Source organism: Paraburkholderia podalyriae (assembly GCF_014397785.1).
GTDB classification, from domain to species: Bacteria; Pseudomonadota; Gammaproteobacteria; order Burkholderiales; family Burkholderiaceae; genus Paraburkholderia; species Paraburkholderia podalyriae.
This window is the reverse complement of sequence record NZ_VZQQ01000005.1, coordinates 48,465-71,361: the sequence shown is the minus strand read 5'-3', so window position 1 is coordinate 71,361 and position 22,897 is coordinate 48,465. Positions and strand designations below refer to the sequence as shown.

Here is a 22,897-nt window from a genome sequence, read left to right as displayed (position 1 = left end):
GACGACTATGAAAAAGTGGCAATGCATTTTTTGCGGTTTCTACTACGACGAAGCAACGGGACTTCCCGCGGAGGGCATCGCGCCTGGCACTCGTTGGGAAGACATCCCGGATGACTGGGCATGCCCCGAGTGCGGTGCCACCAAGGCCGACTTCGTGATGGTCGAAGTGGCGGCCTGAGCGTGCGGGCAGGGTCTATCTACTCCAGCCACGTCCTGATGCCCGCAATATAGGTCGCCACTGCGTTCGGCGCGCCAGCAGGGTGCCTGTCTTCGAGATGCTTATTACGGCGCTGCGCCGCGAACTGGTTGAACAGGGCAACGTCGGCCGCGGGGACGACAACGGGACAACGTGACCATGCCCTGAGCTTTCTTGCGGGCACGATAGTCGGCAACTCGCTCAGCGGACGACTTCGGCATATCCCGACGCGGTCCGAGGTTAGAAATAGAACGATGTTCAGCATATCGCACAGACGGCGTTACAGGTAACGAACTTGCGCCACGCCAAAACGATGCAGGAATCCGCATCGAAAAGGATGCCGACAAATCAATGCATTAGCTGCCGATGGAGGTTTCTGGCTTCGTGGCAGGCATGCTTCTGTTCAAGCCCACGAATCGAGCGATTTTTCCTGGGAACGGGAGAGGCCTATAGTGAACCGCACCAACAATTCCATCATCGTGACGAGTACCTCCATCATGAGCGACACAAACCCCAAACTCCCGCGCCGTGGCGACTTCGGCTGGCAACCGCTGGTCAGCGCTTTCGAGCCAACCATCGAGGACATGATGTCCAACCGGGCCTACTTCGGCATGCCGCCCGAAGCGCTCTACCTGTGGGGAACCTTTCGAGACGAGGATGGCGAGATCTACTGTCCGATGCGCCGGATACCCGCAGGGCTGTCGACGGACGGCAAGGACACACGTCGTCGCTTTTATCTTTGCTCGACGCTTGGTCACGACGACGGTATGCATATGCACGCGGTCGGCAAGGAATCCGCGCCGAACGACGGCTTCTCGAGAACGTTGGAAGGCGAGCGCATCCACTGGCGAAGCCATCCGCAGGCACCTGGCAACGGCTTTCACGTGACATGGACGCCCGACGAATGCAGCTGGTACGAAGACAATGGCATCAACATCAAGGGCAAGCTCGTCAAGCCGGGTATGCATTGGTATCTGCCAGGGCGCGACGCCGGCATGTATTACGTCGCGAACATCTTCGAGATGGAAGGCACGATCCTCGGCAAGAAAGTACGCGGCATGATTGGGTTCGATCCGATCTATATGTACGAGGGCGGCGAGATCTACAAGACGAAAGACGCACTCGTGCAAGAGAAGCTGGAACTCGTCTGGTACACGTGGGCCACGCGTTACAAGGATGGCAGCATCGATTTTGGCCACTTCACACTCGGCAACGACATGTTCGGCTTTGCCATTCTTGGCAATGAGAAGGGCGAGGTGCGCTACACGTATGACGTGACCGGCGAGGTCGATTTCGGCGCCAACGGTTATTGGCAAGAAGGCATCAAGTACTCGGCCTTCGGTGAACAATGGGAGTTCATGCCCGATCCGAACGGACGTTTGGTCGGTCTCGGGACGCTGAAAAATCCACAGGTAGACGGTCGCTGGCGCCGAGTCGGCGACACGCGCGAGCCCGACGTTTGGTTCGCATGGGGCGAGGCGGCGCCTGAGCATGGAAGCCGTCCCGTGAATCGTCTGCCAGCAATGGGTGCGCGCATTGGCGTGAACTTCCGGAAATATTGAAGTGGACGAACGCCTCCCTCGGAGCTTTTATGACAGATGTGATCAATGGCTACGCGGCGGCGGCCTCAGACGCCGACCTCGCGCCCTTCCAGTTCACCCGGCGTCATCCGCGGGCCGACGACGTAGTGATCGATATCCAGTACTGCGGCGTGTGCCACTCGGATCTTCATCAGGCGCGTAATGACTGGGGCAATACGCGTTACCCGGTCGTACCGGGGCACGAGATCATTGGGCGGGTTATCAGTGTGGGCGAGTCCGTGACCCGTTTCAAAGCGGGAGATGTGGTCGGCGTCGGTTGCCTCGTCGATTCCTGCGGCGAATGCGCCCCGTGCTGTGAAGGCGAAGAGCAGTATTGCGTCAACCAACCGACGCCCACTTACAACGGCATCGACCGTCACGATGGATTAGCTACCTACGGCGGCTATTCGGAGCGTATCGTTGTCGCCGAGAGATTCGTTCTGCGCGTTCCCGACGGTCTGGACGCTAAAGCAGCGGCTCCTTTGCTCTGCGCTGGCATCACAAGCTATTCGCCGCTGCGGCACTGGAACGTAGGGCAGGGCGATAAGGTCGCGGTAGTGGGTCTTGGCGGCCTCGGCCATATGGGATTGAAATTCGCCAGGGCGATGGGAGCCGAAGTCACGCTGATTACGCGCAATCGGGACAAGGAACAGGAGGCGCGACGCCTCGGTGCCGAGCATGTGCTCGTATCCAGCGATGCAGCGCAGATGGCTGCGGCCGCCGGGCGATTCGATGTCATCCTCGATACAGTACCGACCGCGCACGATCTAAATCCTTATCTCGCGATGTTGCATTTGAATGGCACGCTGGTCCTGGTCGGGATGATTGGGCCCATCGCACCGCCTGTGCACAGCGGCGTGCTCGTCACCGGTCGCAGATCCATCGCAGGATCGGCGATTGGCGGGGTGGAGGAGATGCAGGAAATGCTGGATTTCTGCGCCGCCCACGGTATCTGCTGCGACGTCGAGATGATCGAGATGCAGGACATTAACGGCGCGTACGAGCGGTTGCTCAAAAGTGACGTCCGCTATCGCTTCGTGATCGATATGACAACGCTTAAGCGCTGATGATATTTGTACGGGCGATGGCACCGTTGCCCGTCGCACGAAGGTTCCATAATGCGATTCACAGACTCGCGGAACGCTGGCTCGCGGTTATCAAGCAATGCGTTTCCGCCTTCGATATGAATACCAACCTTATGCTCGACGGTGCTCCGAATTTTCGTCATTTGGGCGGAATGCCCACACGGGATGGTCGTCGCATCCGCAGCGGACGCCTCTTCCGTTCCGGCAGTCTTGCAGCGCTGACGGTGCGCGACCGCGACATTGTCGCCAAACTCGGGATCCGCCTGATTTGCGATCTGCGCAGCGATGGTGAGCGCACAGCGGCGCCGAACCGGTGGCGCCATGACCAAGGCGTGGAAGAGATGCACATGGACATCAGCGCCGATTTGCGTGCAGGCGACAGCACACTACTCGAAATTCTGAAGCGCGAGCCTAACGCGCAGGGCGCGCGTCGCATGATGCTGCAAACTTACCGAAACTTGCCCGCGGCGTTTGCGCGCCCACTGCGGGGACTGTTTACAAGGCTTGCCGATGACGACTGTTTGCCGGTGATCTTCCATTGCACGGCGGGCAAGGACCGAACCGGTTTTCTGGTGGCGATCATCCTTCATGCGCTGGGAGTCTCGCGCGAGACGATCTATCGCGACTACCTGTCGGGGGCTGGGAGCGAACGGCTGCGTGAATCCGCTGCGCAGGCGATGACGATCCATTTCGGCCTTATTCTCGATGCATCGATCATCGATGTGCTCGCCGGTGTCGACGAGCGCTACCTGGATGAGGCGTTCGCGGCGATGGCAGCAAGCCACGGCTCGGTCGATCGTTATCTCGAACATACGGCCGGGCTTGATCGGTCGCAACTATGCCGGTTGCGCGATATCTTGCTGGAATGAACCGAACGTCCGATCACTGATAGATGTCCGCTTGCCCTTCAACCTCGTTCCCGGCGCGTGCAGCCTCGATGGCTGGAAGGTTTGTCTCGGCCCCAAGAGGAAAGCATGTTCACGGTGGATCAACTCCGTGCCGGCTTGGCGCAAGCGGGTCTGCCGGAGCCGATCCTCGATGCGATGACGGAGATCAAAGACCGCCTTCATCGGATCGCCGAAACACGTTGTCCCTTGGGCGCGCGCACGGCGCAAGGCCGTGCGCTCATCGCTCAGGATCAGGCGCGCTCGAACACGGCGGCAATACCCTGGCCACCGCCGATGCACATGGTCTCGAGCGCATAACGTCCTTTCCGGCGCGTCAACTCGTGCAACAGCGTTGTCATGATGCGCACGCCCGTTGCGCCAATCGGGTGGCCGAGCGATATGCCAGAGCCGTTCACGTTGAGCCGGTCGGTATCGTGCCAGTTCCAGCCTTTGAGGACTGCCAGCACCTGACACGCGAAGGCTTCGTTTACTTCGACAAGATCCATCTGATCGAGCGTCCGACCGATTCGCGTCATCAGCTTCTGCACCGCGGGCACGGGCCCAATGCCCATGCGTGATGGCTCGCATCCGGCTGCGGCCCAGCCGGTCAGCCAGGCCATGGGTTCGAGTCCAAGCGCTTCGAGGCGGTCTTCCGCGACGACGAGGCAAGCGGCAGCGGCATCGTTTTGCTGGCTGGAGTTGCCTGCGGTGACTGTGCCGCCCGGCATCAACGCGCGAAGCTTGCCGAGGCTTTCCATGCTGGCGTCGGCGCGGAATCCTTCATCTTTGGAAAACAGAAGCGGCTGGCCTTTTTTCTGAGGAACGCTGACTGCCGCGACCTCTTCGGCCATATGGCCAGACTCCCATGCGGCGGCCGCGCGCTGATGGCTGCGCAGCGCGAACTCGTCGGCGGCCTCGCGGCTGATGCCATAGTCGGTGGCCAGATTTTCCGCGGTCTCGATCATGCCGGAGATAAGGCCGAAGCGCGATTCCGGCTGTGAGCGCTCGCGGCCTCGCGCGAGCCGGTCGTGAAACTGGACGGAACCCGACCGGGCGCCCCAGCGCATGTCCGTGCTGTAGTACTCGATATTGCTCATGCTTTCCACGCCTCCGGCCAACACCACGTCGGCGGCGCCGGTCTGCACCATCATCGCGGCGGTGACGAGCGCCTGCAGGCCGCCGCCGCAACGTCGGTCAAGCTGCATGCCCGGCACCTCCACCGGCAGGCCCGCCTGCAGCGCAATCCAGCGGCCCACGCAAGGTGTTTCGCTGTTCGCGTACGCTTGCGCGAAGACGACGTCGTCGATGCGAGCGGGATCGAGTCCTGCGCGCCGGATCGTTTCATTCGCGACGAGCGCGCCGAGGTCTTCGACGCAAACGCCGCGCAGACTACCGCCAAAGGTGCCGACGGGCGTTCGTACAGGGGAGACAATTGCCGCACGTTTCATCGGACGTTTCCTTGCAAAGTTTGAAAGTTCTGATTCGGGCGCGGTTGCACTCAGCCAATGAGCGTCGCGCTTGCGCAGCGATTGGAAGGCGGGATGCCCACCATCTGGTCGAGAGCGCTGCGATGATCCGGATGGGCGATTGCCAGCATGCGTTCGCGCCTTTGGCGCAGCGTCAGGCCGCGCAAATCGGCCACGCCGTATTCGGTCACCACGATGGCGGCGTCGCTGCGTGGCGTGCTGACCGGTCCGGTCAACGACGCGACGATGCGGGTCGCGCCCTTGCCCGCTGTGGACGGCAATGCGATGACAGGAACGCCGCCACGCGAGCGCCGCGCGCCGCGCAGGAAATCCAGCGCGCCGCCCACCGCGCCCACATACACGCCACCGGCGATCTCGGCGTTGATCTGGCCACTCAGATCGACTTCGACCGCCGAGTTGATGGCGACGAAGCGGTCGATGCTTGCGAGCACGTTCGGATCGTGCGTGTAGCGGGTCGAACGAAACTGCACGGCGTCGTTTCGATGCGCGAACTCGTGTATGCGGCGCCCCCCCATCATCACGCCAGCAATGGTCTTGCCTGCGTCGATGGTCTTGCGCACATTGTTGATCACGCCGCTTTCCATCAGATCGGCGACTTTGTCCCCGATCGTGCCGGAATGGATGCCAAGGTCTCGCCGATCGCCGAGGCAAGCGAGGATCGCTTCTGGAATCGCGCCGAGACCGAGTTGAATGGTGGCGCCGTCTTCGATCAAACCGGCCGTGTGCTGTGCAATCGCCAGCTCCGTCGGGTTGACGGCGCTGGGCGAACTCTCGGGCAAAGTGCGCGACGTCGGGACGATGAAGTCGATGTCGTTGTCGCGCAGATATCGCTCGCCGTAGGTCCAGGGTGCCTGTTCGTTGACTTCCGCAATGATGACGCCCGCGCGCCTGAGCGCCGGGATCAGATACTCATGCGCGACGGACAAGCTGTAGCGGCCATGCGCGTCGGGTGGCGCCAACTGCAGCAGCAGGACGTCGATCGATAGCTGACCCGACTCCATCATCTCTGGCAACTGCGAATAATGGCAGGGCAGGATATCAAGCGCGCCAGCCTTGGCCAGTGCGCGGTTGGAGCCGCTCCCGCAGTACGAAACGAAATCGATGCAGTCCGCGTGCTCAGGCCGGCACGTGTCGTAGTTGCTGGCGCCTAGAAAGACCCGGAACGCGCCGATGCTGTGCCGCTGCTGAAGTAGATTGCGCGTGAGCGCAAGGGGCTCTGCGTTCGATTGGCCCCATGCGACGGTATCGCCGGGGCGGATGATGGACGCGAAATCGACGGCGTCCGCCTCTAGCAGTAAGGGCATGATGTTTGTTTGCCTCAAGTGGCGGGTTGCGCAAGGGCCAGGGCTTCGTCGTGCTGCCCACGTACTGCGCCTGTCGCGACGAGTTCCGCAATCCGTTCGTCGCTGTAGCCGATGCTCCGCAGCACGAGTTCTGTGTGCTCACCAAGGTGCGGAACGGCGAGCGGTGGCGACCCAGGCTCCAAACGGAAGTGAATCGGGCTTGCAACGTGGTTGCGCCCGGACGGATCCGTCTGGACCATCCCGCGCTCGTGCGCATGCGGATGGTCGAGCGCTTCGGCGAGCGAGAGCACCGGCGCCACACTGATGTTTCGGCCTTCGAACCAGCAGAGCCATTCATCGAGTGTGCGAGTCAGGAAGATTTGCGTCAGGAACGTCCGGACGCGTAACTGGCCTTCACCGGCTGGGCCGATCGCGTCGGCGACGAGATCCGGACGGCCCAGTGGTGTAAGCAGGTTGGTTGCGAAGCTGTGTTCCCGGCCGCCAAGGCAGAGCCACTTCGAATCGGCGGTCTCATAAGTGTCGAGCAACGCGAGCCCGCTGTCGCCTTCAGTCGGCCCAGGCAATTGGCTATCCGGCGCGTTGAGCAAGCGGCCGCTCAGATACGGCTGCGATGTGAGTGCCGCATCGAAAAGCGCCATGTCGATGTAGTCGCCGCGCCCCGTTTCCCGCGCGCGCAGCAGCGCTATCAACACGGCGGACAACGCCGTCAATGAACCGGCCAGCGCGGCGAGCGACGGCCCCGTGGCAATTGGGATTCCCCGGCCGTCGCGCGGCAGCGTACCCGCAAGCGATTGAACTACCGGATCGTGTGCGGGCAATTGACAGAGCGGGCCGGTTTGGCCGAATGCGGTAATCGCACAATAAACGACTCCCGGGTTCGTCCGGCTGATCGTGTCGTAGTCGATGCCAAGGCGAGCGGCCACGCCCGGCCTCGACGATTCGATCACGACGTCGGCCTCGTTCATCAGCTTGAGCGCGACCTCGCGTCCGTCCGGATGCTTCAGATCGAGCGCGATGCTGCGCTTGCCGCGGTTGATCGCGGCGAAGAACGCGCCGTCGGTGCCCGGTGCGCCGCGGGTGGGGTCGCCGGTGACCGGTTCGATCTTGACGACGTGCGCGCCGTGCTCGGCGAGGTTGACGGCGAGGTACGGACCCGGCATGAATTGCGACAGGTCCACGACGCGAAGGCCGGTCAGTTTCATGCCAGAGCAGAGCTGAAGCCGAGCTGGCGTTGCGCAATCGCGGCGGCTTCCTTCACGATGCGGCCGATCAATTCCGCACAGGTCGGCAAGTCGTGAATGAGGCCGGTCACGATACCGGCGGGGAAGGCGCCGCCTTCCACTTCTCCTGTCACGAATGCGTCCATCCAGCGCTGTGCTCCGGTCAGCGCGTAGAGGTCCGAGCGCGTCACGTTGCCGGCGCGCTCGAGTTCAAGCGCGGCGAGACTCACGCTGTTCTTGACCACCCGGCTTGAATCGCCGATCGAGCGGCCAACCAGCAGCGTATCGCGCTCGCTCGCTTCCAGCAGCCGTTGCTTGATCGCAGGGTGGACGGGGGACTCCTGCGTGAGCATGAATCGGGTTCCCATGTTGATGCCGTCTGCGCCGAGCGCGAGAGCCGCCATCAGCCCGCGCCCATCGGCAAATCCGCCAGACGCGAGAATCGGCACCTTCAGCTTGTCGGCGGCCGCGGGAATCAGGATCAGTCCAGGGATGTCGTCTTCGCCGGGATGCCCCGCGCATTCGAATCCGTCGATGCTGACGGCGTCCGCGCCGAGCGATTCGGCCTTCACCGCGTGGCGAACCGTCACGCACTTGTGCACGACCTTGACGCCCTGCGCCTTGAACTCGGCGATGTACTTCGCCGGATTGCTGCCTGCTGTCTCGACGACCTGGACGCCTTGAGACACGATCGTGCGCACATACGCGTCATAGTCGAGACCGACATTGGCGCCGAGAACGGTCAGGTTGACTCCAAAGGGCTTGTCGGTGAGCGAACGCACCCTGTCGATTTCGCGCGCGAGTGCATCGGCGCTTGCATGGGTGTGCGCGGAGATGAAGCCGAGACCGCCCGCATTGCCCACGGCCGCCGCCAGTTCGGCTCGCGCCACCCAGCGCATGCCGCCTTGAATGATGGGATATTGAATGCCGAGTAATTCAGTAATGCGATTGACATACGGTTTCATCGCGCGCCTGTAGCCTGGATAGGAAGTATGGGTGCCAGAGAAATGCGCGTGACGCGCGTGACCTGGCGGGCTCTGTTCGCCACGACTGCGTGGCGCTTTTTTTGCAATTCAACAATCGCGAAACTGAGGTTTGCGCTTTTCGGCGAAGGCTGCCATGCCTTCCTTTCGATCTTCTGTGGCGAAGGTCGAATACGCCATACGCCGCTCGAACAGGATGCCTTCTGCCAGGCTCGATTCGTAGGCGCGGTTGACGCACTCTTTGGCCATCGCTACGACGGGTTGCGAGTATCGCGCGATCTCATCGGCCGTTTTCAGCGCTTCCTCGACGAGCGTGTCGACGGGCACGATGCGGCTCACGAGGCCGCATCGTTCGGCTTCGGTGGCGTCCATCCTGCGGCCGGTGAGGATCATTTCCATCGCCTTCGATTTGCCGAGCGCGCGCGTCAGGCGCTGCGTGCCGCCGGCGCCGGGAATGGTCGCCAGCGTGATTTCGGGCAGGGCGAAGCGGGCGTTGTCGGCGGCGAGAATGAAGTCGCACATCATGGCGAGTTCGCAGCCTCCGCCTAACGCAAGACCCGCGACCGCGGCGATGACCGGCTTGCGGCAACGCGCGGTGCGTTCCCAGTTCGACGTGATGAACTGATTCTTGTACACGTCCATGTACGTCCATTCGTTCATCATCTTGATGTCGGCTCCGGCGGCGAACGCCTTTTCGCTACCGGTCATCACGATGGCGCCGATGGCGGGGTCGGTTTCGAGGGCGTCGAGTGCCGCCGTTAGCTCGTCCATCAACTGGTTGTTCAGTGCGTTGTAGGCTTGCGGACGGTTCAACCTGATCAAGCCGGTCTTGCCGTGCGTTTCGACGATGATCGTCTCGTAGGCCATGGTTCTTCCTTGAACGAATGAGGGTGAACACCTAGGCCCGGATGGAGCCTGCTCGCCGATGATTTACGTGTCTGCGGTGCGCCGTTCGACAGCGTCAGAGCGGATCGTGCGTTGCCAATTTTGTGAACGACGTTTATGATTCTGAATGTGCGACCCGGCTTTGTCAATTGAGCGCGAGGTCAGAATTGCTAACGGAAAACACCGCGAGGAGACACTGCATGACCACTCGTCACGAGGATGGACAGATTCGCGTTGAGCAGCGTGGGAACCTGCTCTTGATGGGCATCGACCGGCCGGAAAAGCGCAATGGTTTCACGCCGAAAATGTTCAGCGAGCTTGCCATGGCTTACACGCAACTCGAGAAGAGCAGCGATATTTTTTGCGGGCTGGTATACGCCGAAGGCGATCACTTTACGGCGGGGCTCGACATGCCGAAGATCGCGCCGTTGCGGCGCGAAGGGAAACCGCTGCTTCCTGAAGGCGAGATCGATCCGTTCAACTTGCGCGCGCCGCTGCGTACCAAGCCGGTCGTCATTGCCCTGAAGGGAATCTGCTTCACGGTCGCGGTCGAATTGATGCTCGCATCGGAAGTGGCAGTTGCAGCCGATAACTGCCGTTTCTCCCAGCTTGAAGTCAAGCGGGGGATCATGGCAGGTTGTGGTGCGACGTTCCGCATGGTGCAGCGAGCCGGCTGGGGCAACGCCATGAAGGTACTGCTTACCGGTGACGAATTCACCGCAGACGAGGCGCGGCACATGAACTTCGTGCAGGATGTCGTGCCTGCGGGGCAGGAGTTCGACCAGGCGCTCGCGATCGCCGAGCGAATCGCGGCGCAGGCACCGCTAGCCGTGCAGGCCACGATGCAGAACGCGCGCGTTTCGCTGGGACAAGGCTGGCAGGATGCTTACGCGACGATTCAGTCGACCCAGCAGTTTCTGTACAACACCGAAGACGCGAAGGAAGGCGTTCAATCCTTCGTCGAAAAACGTACGGCGAAGTTCGTCGGACGCTGATGCAAGGCTTCCGGCGCAGCCGGTGCGAATTCAAAGGGACCGTTTGCTATGACAAAAGGCGCATTGGCGGGTGTTCGCGTACTCGACCTGAGCCGCATCCTCGCGGGGCCTTGGGGGGCTCAGATGCTGGCGGATCTCGGCGCGGAGGTCATCAAGGTCGAGCGTCCGGGCAAGGGCGACGATTCGCGGCAATTCGGCCCGCCGTTCCTGATGGATCGGGAGGGAAAGGTCACGCGCGAGTCGACGTTTTTTATCAGCGCGAACCGAGGCAAGAAGTCGATCACGTGCGATATCTCCACGGCCGAAGGCCAGGCGCTGATCCGCTCGTTGGCGGCGCACTGCGACGTGTTGATCGAGAACTATAAGGTTGGCGACCTCAAGCGTTACGGGCTCGACTACGACAGCCTCAAGCTGGTCAATCCGCGCCTGATCTACTGTTCGATAACCGGGTTCGGTCAGACCGGACCGTATAGCCCGCGTCCTGGCTACGACTCGATTTTCCAGGCGATGGGTGGCCTGATGAGCGTTACCGGAAACGGCGACGACGTGCCGGGCGGTGGTCCAATGAAAACCGGGCCCAGTCTTGCGGACATCCTTTGTGGCCAGTACGCCGCTTCGGCGATCATCGCAGCGCTTTATCATCGCGACGCGGCGCAAGGCAGTACCGGGCAGGGGCAGTACATCGACCTGGCGTTGCTGGACGCGATGATTGCTGCCACATCGCACTATGCAAGCCAGTATCTCGTTTCCGGCCAGATTCCCGTCCGGCGCGGTACCGAGGGTAACGGTGGTATGCCGTCCCGCATGTTCCGCTGCGCCGATCGCGACATCATGATCGTGGCGGGCAACAACGAGCAATACGCGCGGATGTGTAACGTTCTGGGGCACCCCGAGCTCGCCAGCGATCCACGATTCAGCGAGATTGCGCTGCGCGTGAAGAATCGTCGCGCGCTGGGCGAAGTGTTCGAACCGCTGATCGTTGAATGGCAGAGCGATGAACTGCTCGCGGCACTCGACGCCGCCGGGGTGCCGGCCGGACCGATCAATAATCTGGAGCAGGTGTTCGCAGATCCGCATGTGCAGGCACGCGCGATGTGCGTCGAAGTTGCCCACCCGCTCACAGATAAGGCGGTTCGAATGGTCGCCAATCCGGTCAAGATGTCGGGCACGCCTATCGATTCGTACGGGGCGCCGCCGATGCTCGGACAACATACGGACGACGTGCTGCGTGATGTGCTGGGTATGTCGCAGTCGGATATCGATATCCTGCGCGAAAAGAAAGTTCTCTAGAAAGGACATCAACAGCGAGTTCGGCCAGACCGACGTCGATGATGGTGTTCGGCGATGCGAAAAAGGTGATCGACGAGATGGTGAAAGTTGCAGCTAAGGGGGAGTCGTGACGACTGAGAGAAGCAACAGCCGTATCGTATGTACAGACCACGCAGAAGTCGGGTGTATCCACTCCGGTAGGGACGCCGCAAATATCTCGCGTCCGCATCAACGTTCGGACACTCCCGCGCGCAGCGGAAAGTCACCTCATTGGGCGTGGGCGAACTGCCGCAGCGAGTTCGACTGGATGGACGTGCACTTACCGTTCTTCACGTCTGAATGGTCTTAAGAAACTTCTGAACAGGCGCGATCGAGTCCCAAAGGTAACGACGAAAAAACGCCTTGGCTCGGTGTTCCGCAGCCAAGGCCAAACTCTACACGCTCTCGCGAAGTGTGTGAGAGGAGAAACACCTGATCGCTCTTCAAGCTTCGTGGTACGCGCCTGGCGGGAAGCTCACTCCTCGGATCGAGGCTCGCGAAAATGCAACTGACCGTTTCATATATCGCACCGTGTTCAAAAAGACGCACTAAAGCATTGACTGTCCGCCGTCCACACTGATAGTCTGCCCGGTTATGAAATTAGCGTCGTCACTACATAGAAATGCAACTGTTCGTCCAATATCGAGTTGAGGATCGCCGAAGCGGCCAAGCGCAATCTCAGAGAGATAGCGAGTGCGTTCCTGAGGATTGGCTTCGAGGTAGGCTTCGGCGGCAGGCGTGAGCGCTGCCGGGCAAATGACGTTGACGGTAATGCCGTAGACGCCCCATTCGCGCGCGGCAACACGCGAAAGCCCACGAATGCCCTCCTTGGTTGCGGCGTACGCGCCGAATCCCTTGAGGCCTTCGATGCCGGTGCGCGAGCCGAAGTTGATGATGGCGCCGCGGCCCTGCAACTTCATCCGCGGCAATGCGGCCTGCATGAAGTACAGCGTGCCGTACAAGCCCGATTCGAGCGTGTTGCTCCAGTCATCGTCGGTAACAGACTCGAGCGGCACCCCCGGGCTGCTGCTTTGTGCGTTGTTGATGAGTGCGTCCACACGTCCGAATCGCTCGACGGCAAGCTCGACTGTCCGCACGGCGTCGGCACGATTGCGCGTATCACCGGGCACGACCAGCACTTGCGAACCGAGGGCGCTCAATTCCTCAGCAGCCCGCGTGAGTTTGGCCTCCGTGCGACCAGTGAGGACCAGATTCGCCCCCTCGGTAGCAAGCGCAAGGGCGATGCCGAGTCCTACGCCTTGCCCGCCTCCGGTCACGATGGCGACCTTTTCTGCCAGTTTTTTCGTGTACATGAGTAAATCCAGAAGTGAAGGTTGATGTTGCTGTTCGACACGCGAGCGTATTGCGTAAATGGTCTGGAAGACGATGCTTCTTCATTGCAGATTTTCGAACGACGTTCAAATATATCGCAAGCTGTGTGAGAGAGCGCCCTGGCGTATTCCCGAATTCGGGGGTGCAAAGGTGTGCCAAACTACGATCGATGTAAAACTATGTGAATAGTTCCCGTATAATCGATACGGTCAATTCATGGGGAAAATCATGTTGAAAGAGACCTCAGCGCCGGCGGACCGGGACGTGAGCGGGCCACGCTCGCTGACCCGACTCCTCGGAATTTTCGATGTGCTGGCGAAGTCTCCGGACGGGATGTCGCTAGCAGAACTGAATGTCGCTCTCGAGTCACCGAAGAGCAGCCTGCTCAATCTGCTGCGACCTCTGGTGGCGGAAGGGTACTTGATGCACGACGTAGGCCGCTATCGCCTGGGGCCGTCGATCTTCCGGTTGTCGGCGGGCGTGATGGCCTCGTGGAATTTTTCGAAGGTGCTGCACCCATTCCTGGTGGATCTCTCGAAGAGCACCAATGAAACCGTGTATGTCGGTGTCCTTGACGCCGAACACAAAGAGATCACCTATGTCGACGTGATCGAGAGCGAGCAATCGGTGCGCTATTCAATGCACATCGGCTTGCGTCGCCCGCTCTACTGCACGGCTGCGGGCCGCGTGCTGCTCGCCCATGCACCGGACACTTTCGTTACCGACTACATGAAGACGGTCAAATTCGAGCGCCGCACGCCGCAAACGATCGCAACGAAGAAGGCGTTGCGTGACGAACTCGATCACATCCTCGAAAGCGGCCTGTCGGTGAGTCGCGGTGAACTACTGCCGGATTCGGCCGGCGTGTCGTCGCCGATCTTCGGGCCGAATGGCAGTGTCATCGCGGCGATGGCAATTGGTGCGCCGCTCGAACGCTTCGACCGCGAACGTCACCGGCTGGAAGAGAACATGGTCAGAGTCGCCCAGCGGGCGTCTGCGTTGGGTCAAGCAGAAGAGGAGTGACTCGCCAGTCGGTCGGCGGCGCAGTGAAGCGGGTGCTTCACTGCGCCGCGGTCGCGGTGCGGTCGAAGAAGCGTTGCACCCACGCGCAACGGATGGGTCGCAACGACCGTCAGTGTGTACGACGCTTCGGCAGCATGGAGGCGACCAGCAGTCCGGCGATCGAACTACAGGCGATGTAGACGAATACCGAAACATAGCCACTATCGGCCGGAAACGATGCGCCGTCGTGTGCGGCCGTCGCGCTGCGCAGCAGCGCGAATACCGCCTGGGCGCCTACCGCGAAGAAACACGAGAAGAAAACGTAGAGCATGCCCGTTGCCTCGCCTGTCCGATGCGCAGGCGTCGCCTCCACGATCTGGTTGTACAGCGCCGTGCTTGCGAAAGCGAGGCCGAACGAGCACAGCACCGCACCTGGAACGAAGAGCAGCAGGCTGCGATGAAGCACGATCAGCGAGGCCCAGCCCAAGGCCAGTATGAGCATGCCAATCAAGGCAGCGGGCCGGGCCTTGTAGCGGGCCGCAACCCGGCCGCTCCATGGGCTCGCGACCAACGCGACGATGTTGATGCTGAACATCAGTAATCCGGCTGCCGTCGCGCTCAACCCGAATCCGGCGTGCGTGCCGGCTGGTTGTTGGGCGAGCAGCGAGAAGACCTGTCCTAGTTGCATGCCGCCTGCCGCGAGGAATGCCATGCATGCATTGGCCAACACGACTTCGCGCGTCTTCAGCAGACGCACATTGATGAGCGGATGACGCGCCCCGTGTTGATGGCGTGCCCAGAGTCCGAGCACGATCATCCCGCCAGCGATCAAGCCCCACAGCCGCAGATCGCCGAGCCCCCACGTGCGGATTTGCTGCACGGCGAAGAGGATGGCGCAAAGTGCTGGAGCGAACGCGAGACCTCGAACGTAGTCGATCCGTACGCCGGGATTCGGTGGCGACGGCGGTGCCCACGCACGTACCGCCGCGACGGCCACGACGCAAAGCGCGACTTTGAACCAGAAGCCGCCCTGCCACGAATAGCGATCCACGACAACGCCCGCGCAGATGTAGATCAGCCCCGCCGACACCATTCCTGCCGCGCTGATCAACCCCACCGCGGCAGGCAGCCTGGCGGGTGGCAGATTCTCACGAACCAGACCGATGGAGAGTGGCGTAATGCCTGCCGCGATTGATTGCATCGCACACCCCGCGACGAGCATGCCGACATCGGTCGCGCATGCGGCCACGATTGCGCCCGCCGCAGCGACCGACATCACCGCGAGCAGGATGCGGCGATAGCCCAACAGGTCGCCGAGTCGCCCGCTCACCGCGGCAAAGACGGCCGAGCCGAGCCAGTACGCGGTGACGGTCCAACTCACCGAGTTCGACGCAGGAAAGGCCTTGTAGAGCGTGACCAGCACGGTGTAGATGACGGTGATGCCGGACGAGGCCGCTACCGCGGCAAGCAGGATCGCCATCGTGAACCCGCGCGGTGGACCCGCTACGGGGTGCGCCCGGTGTGCCGGCTGGGAGAGTACTTCGGCTTGCATAAACGTCTCCGGTTGCGTGTGTTCGTTTCAATTATACTTATATGCGAACGTCGTTCGTATAGATGTTTATTGAAGAATCCGATGCGGGTCGCTAGCGTCGCGAGGCCATCGCCCGATATCGAATCGATATCGACAGTTTCGAGTTCGATATGAAAGTTTTTGGGTCGATGGCTTGACCCGATACTTCTCTCGAGGGCGCACGCTTTGCAGCGCTCCCCCACAATCAGGAGACAGATCATGCAAACGTATCAAGGGAAGATCTACGACGCCGACACGCACTTCTACGAAGTCGAGGACGCATTCAACCGTCATTTGCCCGAGAAGTTCAGGAAGGACTGGTCTTTTACAAGCCGTATCACGGCAGACGGCAACCGCTGCATGTATGTGGGCGACCGGAAGGTGGAAATCAGCGAGGGATACACATCGGCCGAGGGGCACGTTCCGCCGCCGGGCAAGCTGCATGAATGGCTGCGCGCGATGAAGGATGGCAAGGATAACGTCGATATGCGGGTTTCGCCGACGCCGGACATGTTCAACCGCGACGCGCGCCTGAAGAAGATGGACGATTTCGGTGTTGAAGCCTGCACGATGTACATCGGCGAAATGGTCGCGTGTATTTCCTACCTCGACGAGCCCGTTGCGGCAAACGCGGTGTTACATGCGTATAACCAGTGGATGCTTGACGACTGGAGCTTCAACTACAAAGACCGCATCTACACGACGCCGGTCGTCACGCTCGACGATCTCGATGCGGCTGTCGCCGAGGCCAAGTGGCTGGTTGCGAACGGTGTGCGGGTGATCCTGATGCCGATGGGGCCGTTCAATGGCCGTGCACCTGCGGATCCGTACTTCGATCCGTTCTGGTCCATCCTCAACGAAGCGGGCGTACGTGTCACCTTCCATGTGTCGGAAGCGATCTACATGAAGGATCATATGGCGGTGTGGGGCGAGCCCGTGCAGCAGTCGCGCCAGCGTCAAACGGCCTTTGTCTGGATGCACGGTTACGGCGAGCGGCCGGTCATGGAAACGCTGTCGTCGTTCATCTTCTACAACTTCTTCGAGCGTTTCCCGCGCGTTAAGCTGTGCAGCGCCGAAAACGGTGCCGAGTGGGTGCCTTCGCTGCTCGTCAAAATGGACAAGTGCCGGGGAATGGCGAAGAATGGCTACTGGCCGTGCGGTCAGCTGAAGAAACGCCCGAGCCAGATCTTCAAGGAAAATGTCTTCGTGGTCGCGTATCCGGAGGACGACATCGCCCAGATCATCGCTCAAACGGGATCGTCGGACTTCCTGTTGATGGGCTCCGACTATCCGCACGCGGAAGGCGTGCCGGAACCGAAGGACTTCGCGTCGGAAGCATGCAATCGGCTCTCGGAAGAAGACACGCGCAAGATCATGTACGACAACGGCCGCCGGTTCATTCCGCTGCACGTGTAATCGGCCTTGCACCGGTCGACGCGGCAGACGGTCTTTCCGTCCCACGCGATTTCTTCATTATGAACAGGTTAGCCATGAATATTTCGGACTATAAGGCGCTATTGCTCGAACGCGAAGGCGGCGTCTTGACCGTTACGCTGAACCGCCCGGAAACGTTGAACGCGTTCGACGAGCAAATGGACATTGAGATGTCACGGCTCTTTCTCGATGTCGCCGAGGACGTCGAGACCCGCGTCGTGGTGTTGACGGGCGCAGGGCGGGCTTTTAGCGCGGGCGGCGATATCGAACATATGCAGCAGGTCATCGACAATCCCACGCTGTTTCTCGAAGGCATGCAGCGTGCAAAGAAAATTGTCTTCTCGATGCTGGATTGTCCGAAGCCGGTCATCGCCAAGATCAACGGTCATGCAATTGGTCTCGGCGCGACGATCGCGCTGTTCTCGGATCTGAGCTACGCGGCCAATCACGCAAAGATTGGCGATCCGCACGTGAAAGTCGGCTTCGTGGCGGGCGATGGCGGCGCGGTGATCTGGCCGCAGCTCGTGGGCTATGCGAAGGCCAAGGAATACCTGTTGACCGGGGATCTCGTCACCGCGGAAGAGGCGGCACGACTGGGTCTCATCAATCATGCCGTACCGGCCGACCAGCTGGATGCCGTGGTCGACGCGATGGCGAAGCGTCTCGCAAGCGGCGCTTCGCGCGCCATCCAGTGGACCAAGGCGTCGATCAACATCGGCCTGAAGCAACTTGCGCATTCCATTCTCGACGCGTCGATTGCATACGAGGCGCTGTCGAACCTGACGGAAGACCATCAAGAGGCGGTCAACGCGTTTCGCGAGAAACGCGAGCCGGTGTTCAACGGACGTTGAGCTTTTACAATGTCCGGCGCCAGCGGTACAGGCGGCGCCGGGCGCGGCGAGGGAGTGATGCACATGCAACGGGTAGTGGCGATAACGGGTGGATTCGGCTCGCTTGGGCGCACGGTTGGTCGCGTGTTTGCCGAGAACGGCTGGAAGGTCGCGCTGATCGACAAGGCGCTCGAGCCGGAGAACGCGAGCGCGGAGCAGCTGCACGCATCCTGGTGGCGAGGAGGCGTCGAGCTAACTGATCTCGATGCGGCGCGCTCGGCGCTCTCCGCGGTCGTCGAGCAGCTTGGCAAGCTCGACGCGATCGTCAACATAGCGGGAGGCTTCCGCTGGGAAACGCTGGCGGACGGCAGTCTCGACACATGGGATCTGATGTACCGGACGAACGTGCGCACGGCGGCGACTGCGTCGAAAGCGGCACTCGACCACATTGCCGGCAGCGCGGAGGGCGGCCGCATCATCAATATTGGAGCCGGCGCTGCGCTGAAGGCGGGCGCGGGCATGGGAGCGTATGCGGCCTCGAAGTCGGGGGTGATGCGTTTGACTGAGGCGCTGGCCGAAGAACTCAAAGGCCGTTCCATTACCGTCAACGCAATCTTGCCAGGCATCATCGATACGCCACAGAACCGCAAGGATATGCCCGACGCTGACTTTTCCCGCTGGGTGCGGCCTGAAGAAATCGCCGACGTGATTCTCTTTCTGGCGTCTGGCGCCGCGTCGGGGGTGACCGGTGCGTTGATTCCTGTCACCGGGCGTACGTAAAGATCCCGAACCGGAAATAGCAGTTGACGCCCGAGTCAAGGGCGCCAACTGCAAATCGCGTTTCAGGTGAGGTGTTCGAGAGAGTCGTTGCTGAACCCGAGGAACGGCTCGCCAAGCCGTACGCGCCGCGCCCAGTTCGGATCATGTAGAAGCGAGCGTCCCACGCCAATAAGATCGAACTCGCTGCGTGAGAAACGATCGAGCAGGGCAGTGAGGTCGGGCTGCGCCGATGTCGCGGCCCCGGCCATTGAATCGTAGTAGCCCTTGTTAATGCCGATCCCACCAACAGTCATCGAAAGCTTGCCGGTTACCTTCTTCACCCAACCGGCGAGATTCATCTCTGAACCCGCGAATTCCGCCCGGTTGAAATAGCGGGTGCTCGCCTCGAAGACGTCGACGCCAGCATCCGCGAGCGGCGCGAGAATGTGCTCGAGTTCGTGCGGGTCGTTGGCGAGACGCGCGCGGAAATCCTGCTGCTTCCACTGGGAGAAGCGGAACGTGATAGGCATCGTCGCGCCGATCGCTTCGCGGATTGCACGGACAACTTCTGCGGCGAAGCGGCTGCGCGCCGTGAGATCCTTACCCCATCGATCCGTGCGTTGATTGGTTTCTGCCCACAGAAAAGCGTCGATCAGATAGCCGTGAGCTCCGTGAATCGCGATGCCATCGAAGCCGGCGGCCGCCGCATAGCGCGCGCTTCGACCATAGGCTGCAATGACGTCCGCGATCTCGGCATCGGTCATCGGGCGCGTTGGCGGCATGACGCGCTCCATGTAACCTGCGTTGAGCGATGTCGTTCGTCCTTCCGGTCCCCACAGTCCCGATGGGCGCAGTGGCGAGGCGGCCGGGAAGGGGCCCGTATTCGCCTCTTTCATGGGTCCCATATGCCACAACTGAGGAAAGATGATTCCGCCGCTAGCGTGAACTTCGTCCGTCACGCGTCGCCACGCGGCAACTGATTCCTCTCCGGCAAGCACTGGAATCGAATTTTCTCCGAGTCCGGCTTCGCCGAGCGCCGCCGGATGATCGACGCCAACGCCTTCCGTGATGATCAGGCCTGTCTCGCCCTGCGCACGCCGCTTGTAGTAGGCGGCGACGTCAATACCGGGCAATCCGTTCGGCGAAAAGCCACGAGTCATGGGTGACATGACGATACGGTTGGCAAGCGTGACCCCGCGCACGGTGAGGGGCGAAAAGAGTGAAGCGGTATCCATAGTGGCATTCACATATTTGACTTGTGTGCGAATAATGATACGCTATGTTCTATCGATGAAAAAGCAATATTGGCGTCGTCGCGCAGGCGGCGTTGAACAGGAGGATTGCATTGGAGCAAGCAGACTCATTGGCGGTAGACGTGCTCGAAGACAGCGGCGCAAAGCTCATCCCGGAGGGCTTCGCATTGATGCCGGAGTTCGGTCCCTTCCATCGGATGTTCGGACCTACCTACTTTCGCAAGAGCGAGCGCGGACACGTCGTCGGCATGTACGTTCGCGAGGCGCATCGAAACCTTGGCCAGATGATGCACGGGGGCGCTGTTTGCATGCTGGCAGACACCGCCATCACGTGGGCGAGCAAGTATTCGCGTCAACCAGCCGTCAGGGTGTTGACGACGGGCTTGACGGTCAATTTCATGGGAAACGCGGAGCCGGGCGACTGGGTGGAAGCACACGTCGACGTTCTACGTTCGGGAAAGCGGGTGATTTTCTCCGACTGCCGGATCTGGGCGAATGCAAAATGCATCGCCCAGGCGTCGGGGCAATTCCAGGTGATGGGTGAAATTGACAGCTAGTGCGTCGACGATACCCGGATGCCGCGCGAACGTTACGGCATTGACCGGGCTCGAACCTTATCCAGTGCCGCACGGTACTTCCACGCTGTCAACAGAAGCCGATGAATCCGCTCAGCCCGGCGTTTCCGTTCGGAACGGGTGGTCTGAACCGCGAGATGCACTTCGGGCGCACCTGTGACCAATGTGAGAAGATCGCGCGCCGCGCTCGAGGGATCGTCGATGGCGATCACGCCGCTGACCGCGGCGGCTTCCAGAACGCCGGTTAGCGGCTCCAGCATCGTCACCACGAACCGCAGAAACTGCTTTGCGACATCGGGAAAGCGAATCGCCTCGCCAATGACCATGCGTGAAGTGTGCATGCTGTCCGGTATGGCCATGTGTTCGACGAGCGCATCGATAAGGGATGCCAGGTTCGTCGAGAAATCGCGGCCCGGTTCCAGGTGCTCCGAGATCTTGCCGCGTAGATCGGCCATCCCGCGCCAGACGATGGAGCGAAAAAGCTCCTCCTTCGTGCCGAACTGGCGATAGACGGTCGTTTTGCTGACGCCAGCCAGCGATGCGATCTCCTCGACCCTGGCGGCGCCGAAACCCTCTCTGATGAACACGGATTTGGCGGCCTCGAGCAGCCGCTCGCGCAACTGAACTGCATCGTCGTGGGTGGGCCGGCCAGCCGTTCGAGGTTTGTCCGCCGCAGCGAGCCGCGAGGCTCCGTTGGGAGCCTGAACTGACATAGATTTGTACATCGGGGAGTGTTTGATGACGGAATCAGGACATCAGTATACTCATGAGCCCCAGGGGGCGCCAGTGATGGCGCCCCTGGGGCTCGGACCGCGCGCAGCAGGGCTCAAACGTTGATCATGCCACGTACATACGACTCCATCGTGCCGGCGCACGAGAGCTTGTCTTCGCCTTCTTCGAGATCGGCGTAGCGGCCGACCTGACGAACCAGCGGCCCTTGCAGGCCGTCGGTGTTCCCCGCCGGTGAAAAGTCGACCACGACCTTGTCGCCAGTGATGAAGCCACCCCAGTAGCCTTCGGCCAGCAGGTCGAAAAACGCGAAGCGCCCCTCAACAACGCCCAGTCCATCCGAAGGATTCAGCAATTGCTCTCCCGCCTTGTCGAGGACGAACGGGACGATCCACGGGCAGATTGCATAGCCTTGCGCAACTTCCGACCAGGGGCCGGTTCCGATCATCTCGGACATGCCATAACTATTCTGGACGTTCTCGGCACGAATGCCGTAGAAGCGGATGATCTGCTCCCGATAGTCGGCGGGGGCCGAGGTGCCCTTCAATCCGCCACCGGTGGTGATCACTGTATCCGGATGGCAGATGCCATCGGCAATGCCGCGCTGGCGGGCGCGCTCCACGAGCGTCCAGTGCAACGACCAGTTGCCCTGGACGAGCACCGGAACTTCGCGCTGCGCGGTTAGCTTGTCGAGAAACCGGTCGATCATCCTGCCGGTATGGCGCTGGCGCGCCACCGCCTGCTCCTGAAACGCCGCGACCTCGCTCGGTTTCGCGGAGCCGTCGGCCATTGCGCGGCGCATGCGGCCCATCGAAATCGTTGCGGATGCGAGCACCGGTTCGTCGAACATCAGCGTGGTTTCCGCGCCGAGCCGTTGCGCTGCGTTCAGTACCGGTTCGATATGCCGATGCGCGCCGGCAGGCGGCATCATAAGGAAAGCCGGGCGCTTGCCGAAATCTCTTCGGATCATTGCGTTGCCGTAGACCCCCAGTTTCACGCACGACTCGGTGACATTGTCGAGATCGGCTTGCGTCTGACTGATGAAGCTGCACTTGCCGGATGTGCCGCTCGAGCTGAAAACATGGTGTCCTGCTGTGCGCAGACGGTCCATCCATGCGTCGACATTGTCCGCGCCGTCCAGATCGACTTCAGCCACCCGTTTGCTCGATAGCGTTTGCAGCCATGCCGAAAGATGCTTCCAGCGGCCGGCATCGATGAATGACTCGGGGTAGCTCTTGTAGATCTGATGCGCGAACAGCAGAGGCACCATATCTTGATGGCGGGCAACCTCGTTGACGCCGACATCTTCCGCTCTGCGGCGCAGTAGCCTGATCTGTTCGCGGCGCTCGGCGAAGCGCTCTTTCATGGCAACGAGCTGAAGGTCGCGAAGGTTCTCGGGGTGATCGCGAAACGGGTCGCTTTCACCGCGCAGCATTGCGTAGAACGGGTCCAAAGCGGACATGTCGTCTCCAGGGCTATGAGT

The 22,897-nt window shown here is 61.2% G+C and carries 21 protein-coding genes; 11 read left to right on the top strand and 10 right to left on the bottom strand.

Annotation, left to right across the window (positions count from 1 at the left end; translation table 11 throughout):
- Nucleotides 1–7 precede the first annotated feature (7 nt).
- The 4 genes from F6X42_RS07350 to F6X42_RS07335 all read left to right on the top strand — a co-directional run bounded on the left by F6X42_RS07350 (nt 8) and on the right by F6X42_RS07335 (nt 3,730).
- On the top strand, nt 8–178 hold the full coding sequence (locus F6X42_RS07350) for a rubredoxin (RefSeq protein ID WP_027194316.1): 171 nt from the start codon (nt 8–10) through the stop codon (nt 176–178).
- Nucleotides 179–693: 515 nt separating this feature from the next.
- Entirely contained in the window at nt 694–1,758 is a 1,065-nt protein-coding gene (locus F6X42_RS07345) for a hypothetical protein (protein WP_222945508.1), read from the top strand.
- Between the two features lie 29 nt (nt 1,759–1,787).
- Nucleotides 1,788–2,843, top strand: coding sequence for an NAD(P)-dependent alcohol dehydrogenase (locus F6X42_RS07340; protein WP_187633556.1), 1,056 nt, complete (start codon nt 1,788–1,790; stop codon nt 2,841–2,843).
- A gap of 17 nt (nt 2,844–2,860) precedes the next feature.
- A complete protein-coding gene (locus F6X42_RS07335) occupies nt 2,861–3,730 on the top strand; it encodes a tyrosine-protein phosphatase (protein WP_187633555.1) in 870 nt (289 codons plus the stop codon).
- Nucleotides 3,731–3,999: 269 nt separating this feature from the next.
- Here the strand turns inward: F6X42_RS07335 and F6X42_RS07330 are convergent, their stop codons facing one another.
- From F6X42_RS07330 to F6X42_RS07310, 5 genes are all read right to left on the bottom strand, one after another.
- The gene (locus F6X42_RS07330) at nt 4,000–5,196 is read right to left on the bottom strand and encodes an acetyl-CoA C-acetyltransferase (RefSeq protein ID WP_187633554.1); all 1,197 of its coding nucleotides are present in this window, start codon (nt 5,194–5,196) and stop codon (nt 4,000–4,002) included.
- A 50-nt stretch (nt 5,197–5,246) separates the two neighbouring features.
- Nucleotides 5,247–6,539 carry an acetyl-CoA hydrolase/transferase family protein gene (locus F6X42_RS07325; protein ID WP_187633553.1) on the bottom strand — a complete coding sequence of 431 codons (1,293 nt, stop codon included), beginning with the start codon at nt 6,537–6,539 and terminating at the stop codon, nt 5,247–5,249.
- A 14-nt stretch (nt 6,540–6,553) separates the two neighbouring features.
- On the bottom strand, nt 6,554–7,741 hold the full coding sequence (locus F6X42_RS07320) for a CaiB/BaiF CoA transferase family protein (protein WP_187633552.1): 1,188 nt from the start codon (nt 7,739–7,741) through the stop codon (nt 6,554–6,556).
- Nucleotides 7,738–8,724 (bottom strand): NAD(P)H-dependent flavin oxidoreductase, encoded by a 987-nt coding sequence (locus F6X42_RS07315; protein ID WP_187633551.1) that lies wholly within the window; start codon nt 8,722–8,724, stop codon nt 7,738–7,740. The genes F6X42_RS07320 and F6X42_RS07315 overlap by 4 nt, the downstream gene beginning before the upstream one ends.
- A 108-nt stretch (nt 8,725–8,832) precedes the next feature.
- Nucleotides 8,833–9,609 (bottom strand): enoyl-CoA hydratase, encoded by a 777-nt coding sequence (locus tag F6X42_RS07310; protein WP_187633550.1) that lies wholly within the window; start codon nt 9,607–9,609, stop codon nt 8,833–8,835.
- A gap of 218 nt (nt 9,610–9,827) precedes the next feature.
- Between F6X42_RS07310 and F6X42_RS07305 the strand changes: the two genes are divergently transcribed.
- Together F6X42_RS07305 and F6X42_RS07300 are read left to right on the top strand one after the other, a co-directional pair.
- The gene (locus tag F6X42_RS07305; RefSeq protein WP_187633549.1) at nt 9,828–10,622 is read left to right on the top strand and encodes a crotonase/enoyl-CoA hydratase family protein; all 795 of its coding nucleotides are present in this window, start codon (nt 9,828–9,830) and stop codon (nt 10,620–10,622) included.
- A 48-nt stretch (nt 10,623–10,670) separates the two neighbouring features.
- Entirely contained in the window at nt 10,671–11,912 is a 1,242-nt protein-coding gene (locus F6X42_RS07300) for a CaiB/BaiF CoA transferase family protein (protein ID WP_187633548.1), read from the top strand.
- A gap of 566 nt (nt 11,913–12,478) precedes the next feature.
- Here F6X42_RS07300 and F6X42_RS07295 read toward each other — a convergent pair.
- Complete coding sequence (locus F6X42_RS07295; protein ID WP_187633547.1) at nt 12,479–13,243, bottom strand: SDR family NAD(P)-dependent oxidoreductase; 765 nt, start codon at nt 13,241–13,243, stop codon at nt 12,479–12,481.
- Nucleotides 13,244–13,490: 247 nt separating this feature from the next.
- Between F6X42_RS07295 and F6X42_RS07290 the strand changes: the two genes are divergently transcribed.
- Nucleotides 13,491–14,285 (top strand): IclR family transcriptional regulator, encoded by a 795-nt coding sequence (locus F6X42_RS07290; protein WP_187633546.1) that lies wholly within the window; start codon nt 13,491–13,493, stop codon nt 14,283–14,285.
- Nucleotides 14,286–14,394: 109 nt separating this feature from the next.
- On the opposite strand, the gene F6X42_RS07285 is transcribed toward F6X42_RS07290, so the two are convergent.
- Nucleotides 14,395–15,816 carry an MFS transporter gene (locus tag F6X42_RS07285; RefSeq protein WP_246530004.1) on the bottom strand — a complete coding sequence of 474 codons (1,422 nt, stop codon included), beginning with the start codon at nt 15,814–15,816 and terminating at the stop codon, nt 14,395–14,397.
- A 237-nt stretch (nt 15,817–16,053) separates the two neighbouring features.
- On the opposite strand from F6X42_RS07285, the gene F6X42_RS07280 reads away from it, so the two are divergent.
- The 3 genes from F6X42_RS07280 to F6X42_RS07270 all read left to right on the top strand — a co-directional run bounded on the left by F6X42_RS07280 (nt 16,054) and on the right by F6X42_RS07270 (nt 18,878).
- Complete coding sequence (locus tag F6X42_RS07280; RefSeq protein WP_187633545.1) at nt 16,054–17,250, top strand: amidohydrolase family protein; 1,197 nt, start codon at nt 16,054–16,056, stop codon at nt 17,248–17,250.
- 74 nt (nt 17,251–17,324) lie between these two features.
- Nucleotides 17,325–18,119 carry an enoyl-CoA hydratase/isomerase family protein gene (locus F6X42_RS07275; protein WP_187633544.1) on the top strand — a complete coding sequence of 265 codons (795 nt, stop codon included), beginning with the start codon at nt 17,325–17,327 and terminating at the stop codon, nt 18,117–18,119.
- A gap of 63 nt (nt 18,120–18,182) precedes the next feature.
- Nucleotides 18,183–18,878: an SDR family NAD(P)-dependent oxidoreductase gene (locus tag F6X42_RS07270; RefSeq protein ID WP_187633543.1), complete on the top strand. Its 696-nt coding sequence runs from the start codon at nt 18,183–18,185 to the stop codon at nt 18,876–18,878.
- Between the two features lie 62 nt (nt 18,879–18,940).
- Here F6X42_RS07270 and F6X42_RS07265 read toward each other — a convergent pair whose 3' ends face one another.
- Nucleotides 18,941–20,092: an NADH:flavin oxidoreductase gene (locus tag F6X42_RS07265; protein ID WP_187633542.1), complete on the bottom strand. Its 1,152-nt coding sequence runs from the start codon at nt 20,090–20,092 to the stop codon at nt 18,941–18,943.
- A gap of 110 nt (nt 20,093–20,202) precedes the next feature.
- Here F6X42_RS07265 and F6X42_RS07260 point away from each other — a divergent pair, with 110 nt between their 5' ends.
- On the top strand, nt 20,203–20,667 hold the full coding sequence (locus tag F6X42_RS07260; protein WP_187633541.1) for a PaaI family thioesterase: 465 nt from the start codon (nt 20,203–20,205) through the stop codon (nt 20,665–20,667).
- A 32-nt stretch (nt 20,668–20,699) separates the two neighbouring features.
- On the opposite strand, the gene F6X42_RS07255 is transcribed toward F6X42_RS07260, so the two are convergent.
- A complete protein-coding gene (locus F6X42_RS07255) occupies nt 20,700–21,305 on the bottom strand; it encodes a TetR/AcrR family transcriptional regulator (protein ID WP_246530003.1) in 606 nt (201 codons plus the stop codon).
- Between the two features lie 206 nt (nt 21,306–21,511).
- Nucleotides 21,512–22,876 carry a hypothetical protein gene (locus F6X42_RS07250; RefSeq protein WP_187633539.1) on the bottom strand — a complete coding sequence of 455 codons (1,365 nt, stop codon included), beginning with the start codon at nt 22,874–22,876 and terminating at the stop codon, nt 21,512–21,514.
- Nucleotides 22,877–22,897 lie beyond the last annotated feature (21 nt).